Genomic DNA, 20,799 nt, shown 5'->3' with positions numbered 1-20,799 from the left:
AGGCGCTCACGTGCCTCCCCGGTTCGTTTGCGCGGTGTGAGCGACAAGAACCATGAGCCGAAGAGAGCCGCACGCGAGCGGCTCGTACAGCAGCGTGAGCTGGACCGGGCGCGGGAGCGCCGCAGGCGCACGCTGATCGTCGCGACCGCCGTGGTGGGCGTCCTGGCGCTGGCTGCCGTGATCGGCCTGATCGCCGCCAACGCGGGCAAGAACGACACGGACAGCGAGGCCGGACCCGCGGTCACCCCGTCCGGGGCGACGGGCAAGGACGGTCTGGCCCTCCAGGTCGGGGCGGACGACGCGCCGTCCACGCTCACGATCTGGGAGGACTTCCGCTGCCCCGTCTGCGCCCAGTTCGAGGAAGCCTTCCGGGGCACGATCGCGGAGCTCGCCGACAGCGGCCAGATCAAGGTGGAGTACCACCTGGCCACGATCATCGACGGCAACCTCGGCGGCAGCGGATCACTGCGGGCCGCCAACGCCGCGGCCTGCGCCCAGGACGTCGGCAAGTTCGCCCCGTACCACGACGTGCTCTACCGCAATCAGCCGCCGGAGACCGACGACGCCTTCGGCGAGAACAGCAAGCTGATCGAGCTCGCCGGCACCGTGGACGGTCTGGACACGCCCGCCTTCCGCAGCTGTGTGGAGGACGGCACGCACGACAGCTGGGTCGAGAAGTCGAACACTGCCTTCGGCGAGGGCGGGTTCCAGGGGACTCCGACCGCGCTGCTCAACGGCGAGTCGATCTTCCCCAAGAAGGGGGACGAGGAGATCTCCGTGGCAAATCTCAAGAAGTGGGTGGCCGAGGCCAACAAGGGCAAGGAACCGGGCACCGTCGGGGCGACGCCCTCGGGCTCGAAGCCGTCCTGAGGGCCCGGCCCGTTACCCAGAAGTTGCCGGACGGCTTGCCCCACGTCCCGTCCGGCAAGGTAGCGTCGACCCCGTCATGAACCTTGCCTTCATTCCCAGCCCGTCGACCGGCGTGATCGAGCTCGGCCCGATCCCGCTCCGCGGCTACGCGTTCTGCATCATCATCGGTGTCTTCGTCGCCGTCTGGTTCGGCAACAAGCGCTGGATCGCCCGCGGCGGGCGAGCCGGCACCGTTGCCGACATCGCCGTCTGGGCCGTGCCCTTCGGCCTCGTCGGCGGCAGGCTCTACCACGTCGTCACCGACTACCAGCTGTACTTCAGCGACGGTGAGAACTGGGTCGACGCCTTCAAGATCTGGGAAGGCGGCCTCGGTATCTGGGGCGCGATCGCGCTCGGCGCCGTCGGCGCCTGGATCGGCTGCCGCCGCCGCGGAATCCCGCTGCCCGCCTGGGCCGACGCGCTCGCACCCGGTATCGCCCTCGCCCAGGCGATCGGCCGCTGGGGCAACTGGTTCAACCAGGAGCTGTACGGCAAGCAGACGGACCTGCCGTGGGCGGTGGAGATCAGCGAAGGCCCCAACCGGATGGCGGGCACCTACCACCCGACCTTCCTGTACGAGTCGCTCTGGTGCATCGGTGTCGCGCTCCTGGTCGTCTGGGCGGACCGCCGGTTCAAGCTCGGACACGGACGGGCGTTCGCGCTGTACGTGGCGGCCTACTGCACGGGCCGTGCCTGGATCGAGTACATGCGCGTCGACGAGGCGCACCACGTGCTGGGACTGCGGCTCAACGTGTGGACCGCGATCATCGTCTTCGTCCTCGCCGTGACGTACTTCGTGATCTCGGCGAAGCTGCGCCCCGGACGCGAGGAGATCGTCGAACCGGCCGCGGTGGACCTGTCGAAGGACAGCGGCAAGGACAGCGGCAAGGACAGCGGGCCGGCCGACTCCGCCGAGGGCGCCGACAGCCCCGAGGCCGCCGACCCGTCCGACACCGCCGACGCCCCCGACGCGCCGGCGAAGGAGCCCGAGGGCGACGACGCCCCGCAGACGGCCGACAAGAGCTGACGCACCCGGAGCCACCCGAAGGGGCCGCCGGACCACACAGGTCCGGCGGCCCCTTCGCGTGCCCCGGCACCCGGGACGAACGGGCTCACGCCACGCGTCCCGCCAGTGCCAGCGTCCTCTGCGCGGTCGCCACCACCGCCGCGTCGACGAACCTCCCGTCCGGCAGCGCCATCGCCCCCGCCTGTGCCCGTGACGCCTCCACGATCTGCTCCGCCGCCTCGACCTCCCGCGACGTCGGCCGGAAGGCCCGCTCGATGACAGGCAGCTGCCGGGGATGGATCGCCGCACGCCCGAGCAGTCCCAGGCCCCGGCCGTGCGCACAGGACGACCGCAGCCCGGACAGGTCCTTGACGTCCGTGAACACCGACATGGCGGGCGGATCGAGCCCAGCCGCCCGTGCGGCGACCACGAGACGGCTGCGCGGCCAGTCGAGCCCGGCATCGTCCCGCACTCCCAGGTCGGCCCTGAGATCCGCCTCGCCCAGTGCCACACCCCGCACGTCGTGATGGGCGCTGGCGATCGAGTACGCGTGTTCGATGGCCATGGCCGACTCCAGCAACGGGTACAGCGCGACCCCCGGGGCCAGCGCCGCGACGTGGTGCACCGAAGCCGCATGGGTGATCTTGGGGAGCCGCATCCCGGACAGGCCCGGAAGCCCTGCCAGAGCCTTGACGTCGTCCTCGCCGTGGACCCGGACATGGACCGGTACGGCCGACGCGTCGGCCGTACCGGGATCGGTGAGGAGCTCCGCGGTCGCCGCCCGCGCGTACTCCTTGCGGTCCGGCGCGACCGCGTCCTCCAGGTCGACGATCACCACGTGCGCACCCGAGCCGAGTGCCTTGCGGACCACCTCCGGGCGGTCCCCGGGCACGTACAGCCAGGTCAGCGCCACCGTCCTGGTGCTCACAGCGCCCCCTCGTCCCGGAGGGCCGCGATGCTGGGGGCCGACAGGCCGAGCTCCTCCAGGATCTCGTCCGTGTCCGCGCCGTGCGGCCGACCGGCCCAGCGGATCTCCCCGGGCGTCTCCGAGAGCCGGAACAGCACGTTCTGCATCCGCAGCGGCCCCAGCTCGGGGTCGTCGACCTCGGTGATCGTGCCCAGCGCCCGGTACTGCGGATCCTCCATCACGTCCCGTACGTCCTGGATCGGAGCGATCGCGGCCTCCGCCTTCTCGAACGCCGACACCGCCTCCTCCCGGGTGCGCCGGGCGATCCAGTGGCCGACCGCCTCGTCGAGTTCGTCGGCGTGCTCGGCGCGCGTGGTCCCGGCGGCGAACCACGGTTCGTCGATCAGGTCCGGGCGTCCCACCAGCCGCATCACGCGCTCGGCGACCGACTGGGCCGAGGTCGAGACGGCGACCCAGTGACCGTCGGAGGTCCGGTAGGTGTTGCGCGGGGCGTTGTTGCGGGAGCGGTTTCCCGTACGCGGCTGGACGTAGCCCAGCTGGTCGTACCAGAGCGGCTGCGGCCCCAGGACGGTCAGGATCGGCTCGATGATCGCCATGTCGACCACCTGGCCCGCCCCGGTGCGGTCGCGCCCGGCCAGGGCCGTCATCACCGCGTACGCCGTGGCGAGCGCCGCGATCGAGTCGGCGAGCCCGAACGGCGGCAGGGTCGGCGGCCCTTCCGGCTCACCGGTCACGGCGGCGAACCCGCTCATCGCCTCCGCGAGCGTGCCGAAGCCGGGCCGGTGCGCGTACGGGCCGAACTGGCCGAAGCCGGTGACCCGGGTCAGTACCAGTCGCGGATTGACGGCGCGCAGTTCCTCCCAGCCCAGGCCCCAGCGCTCCAGCGTCCCCGGCCGGAAGTTCTCGATGATCACGTCGGTGTCCGCCGCCAGCCGCAGCAGCACATCCCGGCCGCCCGGGCTGGACAGGTCGAGCGTCAGGGTGCGCTTGTTGCGGCCGAGCAGTTTCCACCACAGGCCCACCCCGTCCTTCGCGGGGCCGTGTCCGCGCGAAGGGTCGGGCTTGCGCGGATGCTCGACCTTGATGACCTCGGCGCCGAAGTCGCCGAGCATCGTGGCCGCGAGCGGTCCGGCGAACAGGGTGGCGATGTCCAGGACCCGCAGGCCGGCGAGAGGTGCGGTCGTCGTAGTCATGCGGCATCGATCTCGCTGCGGTAGGGCATGGACGTGGAGGCACCGGGTCTCTGTACGCAGAGTGCCGCGGCCGAGGACGCCCAGGCCAGCGCCTCCGGGACGGCCCGGCCCTCGCCGAGGGCCACGGCCAGTGTCCCGACGAACGTGTCACCCGCGCCGGTCGTGTCGACGGCGGTCACCTCGGGTGCCGGGAACAGGACGGCTTCGCTTCCCCGGGCCGCGTACAGGCACCCCTTCCGGCCGAGCGTGATCACCACCTCCGGGACCTGCCTGAGCAGGACCTCCGCGGCCGCGTGCGGTTCGTCGAACCCGGACAGCGCCGCCGCCTCGTGCTCATTGGGGATCAGCAGGTCGACGGAGTCCAGGAGTTCGGACGGCAGTAGCTGTACGGGGGAGGGGGTGAGGATCGTCCGTACCCCCCGGGCCTTCGCGGCCCGCGCGGCCTCGGTCACCGCGGAGAGCGGGAGTTCCAGCTGGAGGAGCAGCAGACCCGCGGCGGCGATGGCGGCGTGCTCGCCCGGGCCGAGCGCGGTGACGGTGCCGTTGGCGCCGGGGATCACCACGATCGCGTTCGCCCCCTCGTCGTCGACGACGATGTGGGCGGTGCCGCTGGGACCGGCGGCGGTGTGCAGCAGGTCCGTGTCCACGCCCGCGTGCTCCAGATTCGTCCGCAGCCGCGAGCCGAACTCGTCGGTCCCCACCGCGCCGATCATCACCACCTCACCGCCGGCGCGGGCCGCGGCGACGGCCTGATTGGCCCCTTTGCCGCCGGGCACGGTCCGCAGCTCCCGTCCGGTGACGGTCTCCCCGAGCGCGGGCGCCCGGGCGACGTAGGTGACTAGGTCCATGTTGGTGCTGCCGAGCACCGCGATCGCTGTCATGGGCGGCATACCTCCTGGTGGGTCAGTTCGGCGAGGGTGTCGAAGCCGATGGAGTCGAAACCGGGGACGGACGTGGCGAGCCGGTTCTTCAGCGGGGCGGTCCAGTGGTCGGGCAGCGCGGCCGGCCGGCCGGCCAGCAGCCCCGCGAGCGAACCGGCCGTCGCACCGTTGGAGTCGGTGTCCCAGCCGCCGGACACGGCGCAGCCGATGGAACGGCCGAAGTCACCGTCGGCGTGGGTGAGCGCGGCGGCGAGCACCGCGGCGTTGGGCAGGACGTGCACCCAGTGGTGGGTCGCCCCGTAGGCGGCGTGGAGCCGGTCCACGACCGTGTCGAAGTCCGGTTCGGCACGGGCGCTCGCGATCCCGAGGCGCACCGCGTGCGCGTACCGGGAACGGGGCGGCACCACGCGCAGGCCCGCCGCGAGACACCCGTGCACATCCGTCTCGCCACCGGCCGCCTCGGCGAGTGCGGCCGCGGTGAACATCGCGCCGTACACCCCGTTGGCCGTGTGGGTGAGCACCGCGTCCCGGTGCGCCTGCTCGGCGGCGGCGGCCGGGTCGGCCGGGTGTGTCCAGCCGTGCACATCGGCCCGGATCTGGGCGCCGATCCACTCGCGGAAGGGATTGCGGTAACGGGCCGTCTCCGGCGGCTCGATGCCGTCGAGGAGATTGCGGTACGCGACGCGCTCCGCGGTGAAGAGCCGGCCGGCGGGGAGCGCGTCGAGCCAGAGCCGGGCGAGGTCGGCCGTGCTGAAGGCGCGTCCGTGGCGCTGGAGCAACAGCACGGTCAGCAGAGGGTGGTTGAGGTCGTCGTCCTCCGGCATCCCGTCGATGTTCTCGGCGAGGGAGGTGCCGGCCGAGCGGCGGTTCCAGGGGTGGGCGGCGGTCAGTTCGCCGGGCAGGCCCCGGGCCGTGAACCAGGTGGTGAGCGGCCAGTTGCCGGTGGCCTGCGCGAGGGAGCGGATGCCGGCGAGGGGCAGCTTCTCCACGGGCTTGCCGAGCAGGCAGCCCGCGGCCCGGCCCAGCCAGGCCGCGTGCAGCCGCTCGGGCCCGAGAGCGACGGGCCGGGTACGGGGGGCCGGCCAGCGCGGACAGGCGTCCCGGATCGCCGCCAGGTCTGTCGGTTCGGCTTCCGACAGCGGGCTCTCCAGCAGGGCGAGTTCATCGAGGAGCCGGGCGGCCAGGGTGCGCATCCGGGGTGCTGCGGGAGGCTCCGAGACGCCCGCGCGCTCGGGGGCGGGGGCGCCGCCGGCTCCGTACCAGCGCTCCTCGATGTCACGGGCGTCCCGGCCGTCCTGTGCGGCCTGCCGCAGCTCGTGACCGACCAGGTCCTCCGGCTGAACCCATGTCAGCCGTACGGTCATCGCGGGCCGGCCAGCGTCGCGAACGCCGACTCGTGGGCCCGGCGGCGCGCCGTGTCCCGCACGAACATCTCGCGGGCCACCTCCGTCAGGACCCGTGCCGGGGCGTACAGATCGAGGCGGCTGGCGTCGGCGACGGTTTTCACCCAGGCGGCGGGGACGGCCTGCTCGCCGTGGAGCGCGCCCGCGATCGCGCCGCTCATCGTCGCGATCGAGTCGCAGTCCCGGCCGTAGTTGACCGAACCGAGCACCGTGCGGCGGTAGTCGCCCCCGCCCACGAGCAGCATGCCGAGCGCGACCGGAAGCTCCTCGATGGAGTGCAGCCGGGAGGGCCGCCGGGCACCGAGCGAGGGGGCGCGATAGTCGGGGCCCACCGTGTCGAAGGGGGCCACGGCCTCACGCAGGGGCACCAGCGCGGACTCGAAGTCGCTGTACCCGGCGGCCACGTCACACACCGCCTCGATCGCCGCCCGCGTCCCGTCCTTGGCCAGGGCCAGACAGGTTCCGACGACGGAGGAGGGCGTGGCGTCCGGGACGCAGGCGGCCGCGACCGCGGCGGCGAGGACCCCGGCCGCCTCCCGTCCGTACGAGGACTGGTGCGCCCCCGCGACATCCAGTGCCTCCGCGTACGCGGCCTCGGGGTGGGCGGCGTTCACCAGGCCGACCGGCGCCATGTACATCGCCGCCCCGCAGTTCACGATGTTCCCCGAGCCCGCCTCGCGCGGGTCGACGTGGCCGTAGTGGAGCCGTGTGACGATCCACTTCTCCGCGAGGAAGATCCGCTGCAGCGGCAGCGCCTCCGCCTCCAGCTCCGGGATCCAGCGGGGACGGGACATCAGATCCGGTACGAGGTGGTCCGCGACGGAGTATGCGTCCAGGTGGTCGCGCACCGTGCCGTAGACCCGCACCAGCGCATGCGTCATCAGGGTGTCGTCGGTGACGTGCCCGTCGCCCTTGTGGTACGGGGCGATGGGGCGCGCGGTGCGCCATTCGTCGCCGTGCCAGGGACCGACGACGCCGTTCACCCGGCCGCCGTGGCGCTCGGCGATCTGCTCCGGGGTCCAGCCCTCGACGGGGCCGCCGAGCGCGTCACCGACGGCGGCGCCGACGAGTGCGCCGGTGATCCGTTCATCCAGGGTGAGCGTCGTGGTGGTCGTACCTGCCGAGGACGGTGCGGGTGTTTTGGGTGTCATGCCGGGATTGTCCACCCGTGGTGGCCGGTTCCGTGGCTGCCAGCAGCCCGGCGAGTTCGATGAGATCGGTGCCGGCGAGGCGGGGCAGCGCACACCCGGCGAGCGTGCGGCAGGCCTCGCGCCAGCCCGCGGGGATCGTGCCGGTCCCGCCCAGTGCCCCGGTCAGCGCCCCGGCGAGGGCGGGTGCGGAGTCGGCGACCCGGGACAGGCAGGCGGCCGCGGGCACGGCCTGGGCGATCTCGCCCCGGGCCGCGGTCGCCAGGGCGAGGGCGACCGGCACGGTCTCGGCCGCGGCGATCCCGTAGCTGTAGACGTGGTCGACGATCTGATGCTCCAGAACGGGGACCAGGGCGAAAGCGCCCGCGGCCTCGTCGGCGAACTCCCGGGCCAGGCGCACGGCGTGGACGGCGTTGCGGGCGATCTCGGTCCCCTCGGGCAGCTGTTCCAGTGCGGCGTTCACCGCGGTGTCGACGTCCGCCCCCGCGAGCGCCTCGGCGATCGCGGCGGCGATGGCACGGGCACCGTGCACCCCGTCGCCGTCCTGCGTGTACCGGGCGTCGAACTCGGCGAGCCCGGCCGCCGCGGTGGGATCGCCCGGGTGCACGACCGCGAGGACGGCGGCCCTGACACAGGCCGCGTCGTCGAAGTAGTGCGGGTTGTCGTGCCCGGTGGCGGGCGGGCGCAGCCCGGCGGCGAGGTTGCCGAGGCCGGCCCGTACGGAGATCCGGGCCCGGAGCGGAAGAACGGCGGACTCGACCTCCGGCGCCCTGGCACTCGCGGCGGCGACCTTCGCGGCCAGGGCGTTCCAGGACCGGTCGATCGCGTCCCGCATCCGGTGGCCGGGGGAGAGGCCGGGCGCGTGGTCGGCCGCGGCGGCCAGCACGGTCCGGGCGGCGAACGCGGCCCACTCGGCATCGTCGGACGGACCGAGCCTGAGGGGCTCGGGCGGCTGGTTGAGGGCGATGGGCACGGGCAGCGTCGTCGTCGCGTTCTGCTCGGCGAAGGTGTCCAGCTCCCGGGTGAGCCGCCGGGTCCACTCGGGCATCCGCGCCGCCCGGTGCCGCGCGGCGGGCCACCCGGCGGCGTCCCCGGCCGCCAGCCCGAGCAGCAGCCCCTCGATCCGGGCCTGCCGGCCGGGTGCGCTGCGCACCCGGGGGCCCCTGGCCGACGGGCTGCCGGAGGAAGGGCGGGCGGCCGGTTCCGCCGCGATGCGGATGGCGACGCGGTGGGGGGCCGCGTCCGGCGGGGCCGCGCGGCCCGGAGCCGCGGGCTCCCGGGCCGTCGGAGCGGCCGAGGCTCGGGGCGCGTGTCCCCGGTCCGCCGTGGGCGCACCGGGGTGCCTGTCCGGCTCCGGGCGGGAAGAGGGCTCCGGGGCGGGCGAGCCGCCCTCGGCCGGCCCGTGCGCGGCGGTCATCGGGTCGCTCCGTGGCCGGTGGTGGCGGGGGCCGCGGGCGCGGCCGCCGATGCGGTCCGCGGAGTGCCGGGCTCGTCCCGTGGAGGCGGTCCGGCCGGCTCGTACCAGGAGGGGGCGGGGCGGTCCCTGGCCGGCGCGCCGCCCACCGCCCCGGGCGGCCAACCCGGCGCGTCCTCCGCGTCGTCCGGGGTCAGCAGCTCCGCGATGTCCAGGACGTGGTACCCGCGCATCGACGGCAGGCAGCTGCCCCGCACCGGGCCGATCTTCGACGCCCATTCCTGCGGGATGGCGGACGCCCCGTGCAGGGCGCCGGCCAGCGCACCCGCCACCGCCGCCGTCGTATCGGCGTCCCGGCCCATGTTCACGGCCGTCAGCACCGCCGTACGGAAGTCGCCCCGCGCCGCGGTGAACGCGCCGAAGGCCAGCCCCACCGCCTCCGGTGCCAGGTCCGTCCACGGGTAGCCGCCGATCACCACCGCGGAGCGCACCGCACGTTCCCTCGCCAGCCGGTCCGGGTAGGGGCGCTGTGCTGCCGTGACCGCGCGCCGCAGCGAACGGGCGGTCCAGGAGTCCATCGGTACGACCGAGAGCGCGGCGGCGATCACCGAGGCGAGCCCGGCCCCCACCATCGCCGCGGCCACCCCGGCCGCGACCGCCTGGCCGCCGTAGATGCCCTCCCCCTCGTGGCTGACCCGCCCGTCCACCGCCACCAGCCGGGCCGCCTCGATGGGCCGGCCGGCCGCGAACACGCCGAACGGTGCCGCCCGCATCGCGAGGCCGTCGCTCCAGGCATGCCGGTGCTGGGCGGAGATCGGGGCGGCGAGACCGCGCCGCAGGTTCTCCAGCGTGCCGCGCTCACTGAACCCCGCGCCGCGGAACGGCCCCTCGTCGAGGTCGGCGATCCAGTGGTGCCAGGCGCGCTCGACGTGCGGAACCGTCAGCGCCGAACCGTGCCTGGCCAGCAGCAGTCCCGAGAAGATCGCGTACTCGGTGTCGTCCGTGCCTGCCGGGTCGTCGCTGACGAAGCCCTCGATCCGGCCCCACCGGCGACGGATCTCGGACGGCCGCATGTTCTCCGCCGGGGCACCGAGAGCGTCGCCCACGGCGAGGCCCAGCAGCGCCCCCCTGGCCCGGTCACCCGTACCGCCGGGCGAACCGGGATCCCCGGCACCCCTGCCCGCCGGCGGCTCCGCCGGACTGCCTGCCCTCAGCTCCATCGCGTCGACCCTTCGCTCGCACAGGGCAGTTCACCGCCTGTGCGAACCGCCTGTGCGATCTGTCCCACGCCGAGACCCGCACGAGGCGGATCACGACCACAAAAGGGCCACACGGATGACGCCCCGAAGGGGGTCTCCGAGGCAGGTAAGTACGGCCTTCCTTGCTGGCGGGAGCCCCTTTTCGTGCGTACTTTCGAGCTTGTTGAACGGGGGGCGGGACGTCTGGAGTCCGCTCCCGGAGAAGGGGAGAGCTGTGTCCATCATCGAGACCGACGCCGTCCTGCACGAGGCGCACCGGGACAACCACACCCACCGCGACGTGAACGGTGGCTGGCTGCGGCCCGCGGTCTTCGGAGCCATGGACGGTCTCGTCTCCAACCTCGCCCTCATGACGGGCGTCGCCGGAGGCGCGGTCTCCCAGCAGACCCTCGTCATCACGGGCCTGGCCGGTCTGGCCGCGGGCGCGTTCTCGATGGCGGCCGGCGAGTACACCTCCGTCGCCTCGCAGCGCGAGCTCGTCGAGGCGGAGCTCGACGTCGAGCGGCGGGAACTGCGTAAGCACCCCAAGGACGAGATGCGGGAGCTCGCCGGGCTGTACGAGTCCCGCGGCGTCGAGCCCGAGCTCGCCCGCGAGGTCGCCCGGCAGCTGTCGAGAGACCCCGAGCAGGCGCTGGAGATCCATGCCCGCGAGGAGCTCGGCATCGACCCCGGCGACCTGCCCTCGCCGCTCGTCGCGGCCGTCTCGTCCTTCGGCGCCTTCGCACTGGGTGCCCTGCTGCCCGTGCTGCCGTTCCTGCTCGGCGCCACCGCGCTGTGGCCCGCCGTGCTCCTCGCCCTGATCGGCCTGTTCGGCTGCGGCGCGGTGGTGGCCCGGGTGACGGCCCGTACCTGGTGGTTCAGCGGACTGCGCCAGCTCGTGCTCGGCGGAGCCGCCGCGGCGATCACCTACGTCCTCGGCACCCTGTTCGGCGTGGCCGTCGGCTGAACGGGCCGCTCGGAGGCCTCGGCGCGGCGTACGCGCGGAGGCCTCGGCGTCGCCCCGAGGGACGCGGGGGACCTCCGCGGGCCGTCGGGGGCGCGCCCGGGGATGACGAGAGAGCCCGCAGGCGTTCTCCCGGTGTGACATACGTCTTGACGCACGTCACTGGGCGGATGAGCTCCCGGAGCCGTAAAATGAGACACTATGCAGCGCTACACATAAGTAGCCGTTACTCTGCGGTTTCGATTCCATGACCGCCGGGCAAGAGCCGTACACCGCGGGCAACGACGCCTGCTCTCTGCGGTCTCCCCGGACAGTGATCCACAAGGATCCGTCCGATCGCGACCCACCTCCACCACGACTCCGTGGTGTCCGCATGTTGGAACGGACTATTCGCTTTTTGAGAAGCGTTCCATCATGTAACCTGCACGAAATTTCGCAGAGGGCCAACGTCGTCCCTCGGCACAGCACATGCCACGACGACGACGGGAGAGCCGATGCGTTCCGACGCCTGGTCGCCCATGGACGGTCGCCCCGTTCAGCAGGGGATGTACGACCCCCGTAACGAGCACGACGCCTGTGGCGTCGGGTTCGTGGCCACTCTGACCGGTGTGGCCAGCCATGAGCTGGTCGAGCAGGCGCTGACCGTACTGCGCAACCTCGAACACCGCGGCGCCACCGGATCCGAGCCCGACTCGGGTGACGGAGCCGGCATTCTGCTCCAGGTACCGGATGCCTTCCTCCGCGAAGAGGTCGGCTTCGACCTCCCCGAGGCGGGTTCCTACGCCGTCGGAATCGCCTTCCTGTCCGCGGACGACTCCGCCGAGTCCGTCCAGCAGATCGAGAAGATCGCCGGCGAAGAGGGCCTCGACGTCCTCGGCTGGCGCGAGGTACCGGTCACCCCGGACCTCCTGGGCAACGGCGCCCGGGCCACCATGCCCGACTTCCGCCAGATCGTCGTCGCGGACGGTACGAGCAGCGGCATCGCCCTCGACCGCAAGGCCTTCGTCCTGCGCAAGCGCGCCGAGCGTGAGGCCGGGGTGTACTTCCCCTCGCTCTCCGCACGCACGATCGTCTACAAGGGCATGCTCACCACCGGGCAGCTGGAGCCGTTCTTCCCGGACCTCTCCGACCGCCGCTTCGCCACCACGGTCGCGCTGGTCCACTCCCGCTTCTCCACGAACACCTTCCCGAGCTGGCCGCTCGCCCACCCGTACCGCTTCGTCGCGCACAACGGCGAGATCAACACGGTCAAGGGCAACCGCAACTGGATGAAGGCCCGCGAGTCCCAGCTCGCCTCGAGCCTCTTCGGTTCCGCGCAGCTCGACCGGATCTTCCCCGTCTGCACCCCGGACGCCTCCGACTCGGCCTCCTTCGACGAGGTCCTGGAGCTGCTCCACCTCGGCGGCCGCTCGCTGCCGCACTCGGTGCTGATGATGGTCCCCGAGGCGTGGGAGAACCACGCGTCCATGGACCCCGCCCGCCGCGCGTTCTACCAGTACCACTCCACGATGATGGAGCCCTGGGACGGCCCGGCCTGCGTCACCTTCACCGACGGCACCCAGGTCGGCGCGGTCCTCGACCGCAACGGCCTGCGCCCCGGCCGCTACTGGGTCACCGACGACGGCCTCGTCGTCCTCTCCTCCGAGGTCGGTGTCCTGGACATCGACCCCGCCAAGGTCGTCCGCAAGGGCCGCCTCCAGCCCGGCAAGATGTTCCTCGTCGACACCGCCGAGCACCGCATCATCGAGGACGACGAGATCAAGGCGTCCCTCGCCGCCGAACAGCCCTACGCCGAATGGCTGGAAACCGGCGAGATCGAGCTCGAGGACCTCCCCGAGCGCGAGCACATCGTCCACACCCACGCCTCGGTCACCCGCCGCCAGCAGACCTTCGGCTACACCGAGGAAGAGCTCCGCGTCCTCCTCGCCCCGATGGCCCGCACCGCCGGCGAACCGCTGGGCTCCATGGGCACGGACTCGCCGATCGCCGCACTGTCCGAGCGCCCCCGGCTGCTCTTCGACTACTTCACCCAGCTGTTCGCGCAGGTCACCAACCCGCCGCTGGACGCCATCCGCGAGGAGCTCGTCACCTCGCTGCGCTCCACGCTCGGCCCCGCGGGCAACCTCCTGGAGCCGACCGCCGCGGCCTGTCGCAGCGTCACGCTGCCCTTCCCGGTGATCGACAACGACGAGCTGGCCAAGCTCATACACATCAACGCCGACGGCGACATGCCGGGCATGAAGGCCGCCACCCTCGCCGGCCTCTACCGGGTCAGCGGCGGCGGCGACGCCCTCGCCGCCCGGATCGAGGAGATCTGCACCGAGGTCGACGCCGCCATAGAGGACGGCGCACGCCTCGTCGTCCTGTCCGACCGGCACTCCGACGCCGAGCACGCACCGATCCCCTCGCTGCTGCTCACCTCGGCCGTCCACCACCACCTCATCCGCACCAAGCAGCGCACCCAGGTGGGCCTGCTGGTCGAGGCCGGTGACGTACGCGAGGTCCACCACGTCGCGCTGCTGATCGGCTACGGCGCCGCCGCGGTCAACCCGTACCTCGCGATGGAGTCCGTCGAGGACCTCGTCCGCGCCGGTACGTTCATCGAGGGCATCGAGCCCGAGCAGGCCATCCGCAACCTGATCTACGCCCTCGGCAAGGGCGTCCTGAAGGTCATGTCCAAGATGGGCATCTCGACCGTCGCCTCCTACCGGGGCGCCCAGGTCTTCGAGGCCGTCGGCCTGGACGAGGCCTTCGTCACGCAGTACTTCAACGGCACCGCCACCAAGATCGGCGGCGCCGGACTCGGCATCGTCGCCAAGGAGGTCGCCGCCCGGCACGCCAAGGCCTACCCCGCCTCCGGCATCGCCGCGTCGCACCGCGCCCTGGAGATCGGCGGCGAGTACCAGTGGCGCCGCGAGGGCGAGCCGCACCTGTTCGACCCGGAGACGGTCTTCCGCCTCCAGCACGCCACCCGCAACCGCCGGTACGACATCTTCAAGAAGTACACCGGCCGGGTGAACGAGCAGTCCGAGCGCCTCATGACGCTCCGCGGCCTCTTCGGCTTCACGTCGGCCCGCGAGGCGATCTCCATCGACGAGGTCGAGTCCGTCTCCGACATCGTCAAGCGCTTCTCCACCGGCGCCATGTCGTACGGCTCCATCTCGCAGGAGGCGCACGAAACCCTCGCCATCGCCATGAACCAGCTGGGCGGCAAGTCCAACACCGGTGAGGGCGGCGAGGACGCGGACCGGCTGTACGACCCGGCACGCCGCTCGTCCATCAAGCAGGTCGCCTCCGGCCGCTTCGGTGTGACCAGCGAATACCTGGTCAACGCGGACGACATCCAGATCAAGATGGCGCAGGGCGCCAAGCCCGGCGAGGGCGGCCAGCTGCCCGGCCACAAGGTCTACCCGTGGGTCGCCAAGACCCGGCACTCCACCCCGGGTGTCGGCCTGATCTCGCCCCCGCCGCACCACGACATCTACTCCATCGAGGACCTGGCTCAGCTGATCCACGACCTCAAGAACGCCAACCCGGCGGCCCGCATCCACGTGAAGCTGGTCTCCGAGGTGGGCGTCGGCACGGTCGCGGCCGGTGTGTCCAAGGCCCACGCGGACGTCGTCCTCATCTCCGGCCACGACGGCGGAACGGGCGCCTCCCCGCTGACCTCGCTCAAGCACGCGGGCGGCCCCTGGGAGCTCGGCCTCGCCGAGACCCAGCAGACCCTGCTGCTCAACGGCCTGCGCGACCGCATCGTCGTCCAGACCGACGGCCAGCTCAAGACCGGCCGCGACGTCGTCATCGCCGCGCTGCTCGGCGCCGAGGAGTTCGGTTTCGCGACCGCGCCGCTCGTCGTCTCCGGCTGCGTCATGATGCGCGTCTGTCACCTCGACACCTGCCCGGTCGGCATCGCCACCCAGAACCCGGTCCTGCGCGACCGCTTCTCCGGCAAGGCCGAGTACATCGTGAACTTCTTCGAGTTCATCGCCGAAGAGGTCCGCGAGATCCTCGCCGAGCTGGGCTTCCGCACGATCGAGGAGGCCGTCGGCCACGCCGAGCTCCTCGACACCGACCGTGCGATCACGCACTGGAAGGCACAGGGCCTCGACCTGGCGCCCCTCTTCTACGTGCCCGAGCTGCCCGAGGGCGCGGTGCGCCACCGCATCAACGAGCAGGACCACGGACTGGCCAAGGCACTCGACAACGAGCTGATCAAGCTCGCCGCCGACGCCCTGGGCGCCGACAGCGCGGAGGCCGCCCAGCCCGTCCGGGCCCAGATCGCGATCCGGAACATCAACCGGACCGTCGGCACCATGCTCGGCCACGAGGTCACCAAGAAGTTCGGCGGTGCGGGCCTGCCCGACGACACCATCGACGTGACCTTCACCGGTTCCGCCGGCCAGTCCTTCGGGGCGTTCGTGCCGCGCGGCGTGACGCTGCGCCTGGAGGGCGACGCCAACGACTACGTCGGCAAGGGCCTCTCCGGCGGCCGGGTCATCGTCCGCCCGGACCGCGGCGCCGACCACCTCGCCGAGTACTCCACCATCGCGGGCAACACCATCGCCTACGGTGCGACCGGCGGCGAACTGTTCCTGCGCGGCCGGACCGGCGAACGCTTCTGCGTCCGCAACTCCGGTGCGACCGTCGTCTCCGAAGGTGTGGGCGACCACGGCTGCGAGTACATGACCGGCGGCCACGCCGTCGTCCTCGGCGAGACCGGACGCAACTTCGCCGCAGGCATGTCGGGCGGGGTCGCGTACGTCATCGACCTCGACCACGACAACGTCAACACCGGCAACCTCGGCGCCGTCGGCCCGCTCGACGACACCGACAAGCAGTGGCTGCACGACGTCGTGCGCCGCCACCAGGAGGAGACCGGCTCCACGGTCGCCGAGAAGCTGCTTGCCGACTGGGACACCGCGGTGGCCCGGTTCAGCAAGATCATCCCGTCCACCTACAAGGCAGTGCTCGCCGCCAAGGACGCCGCTGAGCTCGCCGGTCTCTCCGAGCAGGAGACCACCGAGAAGATGATGGAGGCGGCGACCAATGGCTGACCCCAAGGGCTTCCTGACCACCGGCCGCGAGGTCGCCAAGACCCGCCCCGTCGGCGAGCGCGTCAAGGACTGGAACGAGGTCTACGTTCCGGGCTCGCTGCTCCCGATCATCAGCAAGCAGGCGAGCCGCTGCATGGACTGCGGCATCCCGTTCTGCCACCAGGGCTGTCCCCTCGGAAACCTCATCCCCGAGTGGAACGACTTCGCCTACCGCGAGGACTGGACAGCCGCGTCCGAGCGCCTGCACGCCACGAACAACTTCCCGGAGTTCACCGGGCGGCTGTGCCCCGCGCCCTGCGAGGCGGCGTGCGTGCTCGGCATCAACCAGCCGGCCGTCACCATCAAGAACGTCGAAGTCTCCATCATCGACAAGGCCTGGGACAGCGGCGACGTCACCCCGCAGCCGCCCGAGCGCCTCTCCGGCAAGACCGTCGCCGTCATCGGCTCCGGCCCGGCCGGCCTGGCCGCCGCCCAGCAGCTCACCCGGGCCGGCCACACGGTCGTCGTGTACGAGCGCGCCGACCGCATCGGCGGCCTGCTCCGCTACGGCATCCCCGAGTTCAAGATGGAGAAGTCGCACATCAACCGCCGCATCGAGCAGATGCGCGCGGAAGGCACCAAGTTCCGCACCGAGATCGAGATCGGCCGCGACATCGACGCCGCGAAGCTGCGCCGCCGCTACGACTCGGTCGTCATCGCCGCCGGTGCCACCGTCTCCCGCGATCTGCCCGTCCCGGGCCGTGAGCTGAACGGCGTGCACTTCGCGATGGAGTACCTCCCGCTCGCCAACAAGGTGCAGGAGGGCGACCTGACGGTCACCCCGATCACCGCCGAGGGCAAGCACGTCGTCGTCATCGGCGGCGGCGACACCGGAGCCGACTGCGTCGGCACCGCCCACCGGCAGGGCGCGGCCTCCGTCACCCAGCTGGAGATCATGCCGAAGCCGGGCGAGGACCGTAACGCCAACCAGCCCTGGCCGACCTTCCCGATGCTCTACAAGGTCACCTCCGCGCACGAGGAGGGCGGTGAGCGGGTCTACTCCGTCTCCACCACCCACTTCGAGGGCGACGAGGACGGCAACGTCCAGGCCCTGCACCTCATCGAGGTGGAGTTCAAGGACGGCAAGTTGGAGCAGAAGGCCGGCACCGAGCGTGTCATCCCCGCCCAGCTCGTCACCCTGGCCATGGGCTTCACCGGCACCGACCAGGCCAACGGCCTCGTCCAGCAGTTCGGCCTCGACCTCGACGAGCGCGGTAACATCGCCCGCGACAAGGACTACGCCACCAACGTCGAAGGCGTCTACGTCGCCGGTGACGCCGGCCGCGGTCAGTCCCTGATCGTCTGGGCCATCGCCGAGGGCCGCTCCGCGGCACGCGGCGTGGACCGCTTCCTCACCGGGACCAGCGCACTGCCGGCCCCGATCCGCCCGACGGACCGCTCCATGATGGTCTGATCACGCGGCACACACACGTCCCGTACAACGGCGTACGGAACTGAACACGGCGCCCGCCTCGTCCCCGACCGGACCATGGCGGGCGCCGTGGCGCGTCCCGGGCTCCCCGGCCCCGCCGGGCGCACTCCGAGGAGCGCGCCCGGCGGGGCGCGGCCGTGCGGGCCGTCAGGCCACGCCCGTCAGCGACGCCGTCTTCAACGCCACCACCACGGCCAGCAGAGCGACCAGCACCACACCGCCGGCCAGCTGCATCGCCGAGGTCCGCAACTTCGCCGGGGCGTACGCGAGCCCGTACGTCACCAGGCCACCGGTCAGCAGCCCGCCGAGGTGCCCCTCCCACGACGTGAACGCGGCCGAGATGACCATCCACAGCAGAAAACCGGCCATGAAGCGATTGACCGCGTGCATGTCGCTGCGCAGACGCCGGTTGATGACGTAGAACGACGCCGCCAGACCGAAGACCGCCCCCGAGGCACCGACCGTCGTGTCCTCCGGCGAGACCAGGTACACCAACACCGAACCGCCCACCGCGGACAGCAGGTACAGCGCCAGATACCGGGCCCGGCCGAGGTGCCCCTCGACGACCCGGCCCAGATTCCAGAGCGCGAACATGTTGAAGACGAGGTGCATCACACCGAACGACGTGTCCGGCGGCAGATGCAGGAAGGCACCCGTCAGCAACCGGTACCACTCGCCGTCGGCCACCCCGACCAGATCGAATCCCGGGACCTGCTCACCCCTGTAGTAGTACTGCCCGCCCGCAGGATCGACGAGAACCGCACCGAGCATCCCGAACCTGTCCACCGTCTCGGAACGCACCACCTCGACGACGTACGCGACGATGTTCAACGCCATCAGCACGTACGTCACCACGGGTGCCGCGGCCGCCGGGACCGCACCGCCGAAGAGCGAACGCGCCCGACGGACCGAGCGCTGCCCCTCCTTCACACACTCCACGCAGTGATGGCCCACCGACGCCTCACGCATGCAGTCGGGGCAGATGTACCGGTCGCAGCGCGTGCAACGCACATACGCCTCGTACGACGGATGGCGGTAACACGTGGTGGCGGCGGCCTCCATGGCCGGCTCCTTCATTCGTGGGCGGAGATTGACGGGCGGAGAGGAGGGCCGCCGGGGCGACGGCGCTCAAGATAGCGAACGCCGGGGGAGACGGGCACATCCGGGTACGGGACAGCCCGTAGTCTCGGAAGTCCCGCAGCCGGAACCCCGATCGGAGAGCGACGTGGCCTTGCGCGTACTGAGGGCGGCCGGCCGTGCGGCCGCGCCCTGGCACAACGGCGGGGGAGTCACCCGGGAGATCGCCGCGGCTCCCGAGGGCGCGACGACGGACACCTTCGACTGGCGGATCAGCCTCGCCGAGGTGTCGGCGGACGGCCCGTTCTCCCTCTTCCCCGGCATCGACCGGACCCTGACCGTCGTCGAGGGCGAGGGGATGGACCTATTGGTCGGCGGCGAACACCACATCGTCGACGAGCCGTTGTGGCCCCACGACTTCCCCGGGGACCTGGAGACCGAGGGCCGCCTCCTCGGGGGACCGGTCGTCAACCTCAACGTGATGTACCGCCGCGGCCGTGAGGCGGCATCGACCGCCGTCGTGCGCGGCACCGTACGGCTGACCCCGCCGGACGGCGGCGCGGTCGTCGCCGTCGCGCTCGAGGACGGAGCGCTGGTTGAAGGTGCCTCTGAGGATGTCGAACTGGCCTGCTACGACGCGGTGCTGGCCACCGGGGACTCGCCGGGCGTCCTGCGCACGCGGGGTTACGCGGTGGTGGTCACCCTGCCGGGCCGGTGACGCGCTGAGCGCCGGGTGCCGCGTAACGGTGGACGGCAGGGCGGTTACGCGCCGGGCACCCAGTAGTTGTGCACCGGGGAGACCGCCGGAGGCCCGGAGGCCTGGGGCATGCCCTGCTTCTCCGCGATCGGCATGACCAGCGCGCCGAACCGGTCCATGGCCTCACGGGACTCCCAGAGGTCGTAGATCTCCAGGCCCGCATCGGTCGGCACGCACACATGTGACAGGCACCCCGCGAAGGTGTCACCGGGAAGTGCCTGCAGCTCGGCGTTGAGGGCGTCGTACTGCTCGGCCGTGGTGCCGGGCAGGAGGGCCTTCATGAAGACTGCCATCTGAAATCACCTCGGGCGGGGTCCTCCCCGCCGTCGGGGCGACGGCTGCACCCCTTCCAGCACACCACGCTTGCAACAAGGCGGCATCCGATCCGGTGACGTCCGGCCAATCCCGACAGGAGGTGTCGGGATTGAAGGGTTCGATGGCCTCATGACATCGAGTTCCTGGCAAGACTTCCGGGCCGCGGAGCCGGCCTTCGCCGACACCGTGCAAAAGCGGTTCCAGCAGTACAAACACCATGTTCTGGCCACCCTCCGCAAGGACGGCTCGCCCCGCGTCACCGGCCTGGAGGCGGAATTCCGGCTGGACGAGCTGTGGTTCGGCATGATGCCGGGCTCCCGCAAGGCGCTCGACCTGCGGCGCGACCCGCGATTCGCCCTCCAGGCCAACCCGGGACCCGACGCCGAGATGGCCGACGGGGACGTCCGGATCTCCGGCCGGGCCGTGGAGGTGACCGACCCCGCCGTCCTGGCGCGCTTCGTCGACGCCGTGACCCCGCCGGAGCCGTTCCTCCTCTTCCGCGCCGAGCCGGCGGAAGTGGTCCGCACCGGGCTCGACGGCGACGACCTGGTCGTACAGGTCTGGCGTCCCGGCCATGATCTGCGCACGATCCGCCGGGGCAACGACGACAGTCCGCCGCGCGAGATGTGAGACCCCGGCCGGCGGCCGCACGGCCCCGCGGCGACACCCGCTCGGCGCAACCCGCACCGGGTTCCTGACGGCATTCCCGCACGGGCCGGCACGGATCCGGACGCGCGTCCTGAGGCATTCGGGTGAATGACTTCGCGTCGGGCGGCCCCGGCGGACCACAGGGTTCCGCTCGCCGCCGCCCGAGGGCCCGCAACCCTTGGGAGAACGGCCCGGGAAGCCTCCGGGAACGATTCCGGAACCCTGGCCGAACGGCCGCCGCGACCCCCCTGGTCAGCCAACCTTTGCATCCGTCGGTGTGGCGGGAGCTGCCGCACGACGACAGAACGTGCTACGGTTGCCCAGTTGCAGTTTTGGTACCCATGAACTTTATGTGCGCCTGACGGGAACCCTCCTCAGGCGCTTTATTGTTTT

General features: G+C 72.0%; 16 protein-coding genes. 7 read left to right on the top strand and 9 right to left on the bottom strand.

What is annotated here, in order from left to right; genetic code table 11:
• The first annotated feature begins 36 nt into the window (after positions 1-36).
• Together ACFW9O_RS22430 and lgt are read left to right on the top strand one after the other, a co-directional pair.
• Entirely contained in the window at positions 37-870 is an 834-nt protein-coding gene (locus ACFW9O_RS22430; RefSeq protein ID WP_351170770.1) for a thioredoxin domain-containing protein, read from the top strand.
• Between the two features lie 76 nt (positions 871-946).
• Positions 947-1,936 (top strand): prolipoprotein diacylglyceryl transferase, encoded by a 990-nt coding sequence (lgt, locus tag ACFW9O_RS22425; RefSeq protein ID WP_384611603.1) that lies wholly within the window; start codon positions 947-949, stop codon positions 1,934-1,936.
• Positions 1,937-2,021: 85 nt separating this feature from the next.
• Here lgt and ACFW9O_RS22420 read toward each other — a convergent pair whose 3' ends face one another.
• Genes ACFW9O_RS22420 through ACFW9O_RS22390 form a run of 7 tightly spaced genes read right to left on the bottom strand, consistent with a single transcriptional unit; the run spans position 2,022 to position 10,102 of the window.
• Complete coding sequence (locus tag ACFW9O_RS22420; protein ID WP_384611601.1) at positions 2,022-2,843, bottom strand: HpcH/HpaI aldolase/citrate lyase family protein; 822 nt, start codon at positions 2,841-2,843, stop codon at positions 2,022-2,024.
• Positions 2,840-4,036, bottom strand: coding sequence for a CaiB/BaiF CoA transferase family protein (locus tag ACFW9O_RS22415; protein ID WP_384611600.1), 1,197 nt, complete (start codon positions 4,034-4,036; stop codon positions 2,840-2,842). The genes ACFW9O_RS22420 and ACFW9O_RS22415 overlap by 4 nt, the downstream gene beginning before the upstream one ends.
• The gene (rbsK, locus tag ACFW9O_RS22410) at positions 4,033-4,917 is read right to left on the bottom strand and encodes a ribokinase (RefSeq protein ID WP_384611599.1); all 885 of its coding nucleotides are present in this window, start codon (positions 4,915-4,917) and stop codon (positions 4,033-4,035) included. Before rbsK ends, ACFW9O_RS22415 begins: the two co-directional genes overlap by 4 nt.
• Entirely contained in the window at positions 4,914-6,281 is a 1,368-nt protein-coding gene (locus ACFW9O_RS22405) for an ADP-ribosylglycohydrolase family protein (protein ID WP_351170755.1), read from the bottom strand. The genes rbsK and ACFW9O_RS22405 overlap by 4 nt, the downstream gene beginning before the upstream one ends.
• A complete protein-coding gene (locus ACFW9O_RS22400; RefSeq protein WP_384611598.1) occupies positions 6,278-7,471 on the bottom strand; it encodes an ADP-ribosylglycohydrolase family protein in 1,194 nt (397 codons plus the stop codon). The genes ACFW9O_RS22405 and ACFW9O_RS22400 overlap by 4 nt, the downstream gene beginning before the upstream one ends.
• Complete coding sequence (locus ACFW9O_RS22395; RefSeq protein ID WP_384611596.1) at positions 7,407-8,885, bottom strand: ADP-ribosylglycohydrolase family protein; 1,479 nt, start codon at positions 8,883-8,885, stop codon at positions 7,407-7,409. Before ACFW9O_RS22395 ends, ACFW9O_RS22400 begins: the two co-directional genes overlap by 65 nt.
• Positions 8,882-10,102 (bottom strand): ADP-ribosylglycohydrolase family protein, encoded by a 1,221-nt coding sequence (locus ACFW9O_RS22390; protein WP_384611595.1) that lies wholly within the window; start codon positions 10,100-10,102, stop codon positions 8,882-8,884. The genes ACFW9O_RS22395 and ACFW9O_RS22390 overlap by 4 nt, the downstream gene beginning before the upstream one ends.
• Before the next feature lie 253 nt (positions 10,103-10,355).
• On the opposite strand from ACFW9O_RS22390, the gene ACFW9O_RS22385 reads away from it, so the two are divergent.
• The 3 genes from ACFW9O_RS22385 to ACFW9O_RS22375 all read left to right on the top strand — a co-directional run bounded on the left by ACFW9O_RS22385 (position 10,356) and on the right by ACFW9O_RS22375 (position 17,591).
• A complete protein-coding gene (locus tag ACFW9O_RS22385) occupies positions 10,356-11,087 on the top strand; it encodes a VIT1/CCC1 transporter family protein (protein ID WP_351170743.1) in 732 nt (243 codons plus the stop codon).
• 491 nt (positions 11,088-11,578) lie between these two features.
• Entirely contained in the window at positions 11,579-16,138 is a 4,560-nt protein-coding gene (gltB, locus tag ACFW9O_RS22380; RefSeq protein WP_351170740.1) for a glutamate synthase large subunit, read from the top strand.
• Positions 16,131-17,591, top strand: a complete 1,461-nt coding sequence (locus tag ACFW9O_RS22375) for a glutamate synthase subunit beta (protein ID WP_351170737.1) — start codon at positions 16,131-16,133, stop codon at positions 17,589-17,591. The genes gltB and ACFW9O_RS22375 overlap by 8 nt, the downstream gene beginning before the upstream one ends.
• A 165-nt stretch (positions 17,592-17,756) precedes the next feature.
• Here the strand turns inward: ACFW9O_RS22375 and ACFW9O_RS22370 are convergent, their stop codons facing one another.
• Entirely contained in the window at positions 17,757-18,671 is a 915-nt protein-coding gene (locus tag ACFW9O_RS22370) for a rhomboid family intramembrane serine protease (protein ID WP_384611593.1), read from the bottom strand.
• 163 nt (positions 18,672-18,834) lie between these two features.
• Here ACFW9O_RS22370 and ACFW9O_RS22365 point away from each other — a divergent pair, with 163 nt between their 5' ends.
• Complete coding sequence (locus tag ACFW9O_RS22365; RefSeq protein WP_384611591.1) at positions 18,835-19,404, top strand: HutD family protein; 570 nt, start codon at positions 18,835-18,837, stop codon at positions 19,402-19,404.
• Between the two features lie 44 nt (positions 19,405-19,448).
• Here ACFW9O_RS22365 and ACFW9O_RS22360 read toward each other — a convergent pair whose 3' ends face one another.
• Positions 19,449-19,736 (bottom strand): hypothetical protein, encoded by a 288-nt coding sequence (locus ACFW9O_RS22360; RefSeq protein ID WP_384611590.1) that lies wholly within the window; start codon positions 19,734-19,736, stop codon positions 19,449-19,451.
• A 151-nt stretch (positions 19,737-19,887) separates the two neighbouring features.
• Here ACFW9O_RS22360 and ACFW9O_RS22355 point away from each other — a divergent pair, with 151 nt between their 5' ends.
• Positions 19,888-20,388: a pyridoxamine 5'-phosphate oxidase family protein gene (locus ACFW9O_RS22355; protein ID WP_384611588.1), complete on the top strand. Its 501-nt coding sequence runs from the start codon at positions 19,888-19,890 to the stop codon at positions 20,386-20,388.
• Positions 20,389-20,799 lie beyond the last annotated feature (411 nt).

This window comes from Streptomyces sp. NPDC059499, from assembly GCF_042749285.1.
GTDB lineage: Bacteria > Actinomycetota > Actinomycetes > Streptomycetales > Streptomycetaceae > Streptomyces.
This window is presented reverse-complemented; position numbering and strand designations above follow the sequence as displayed.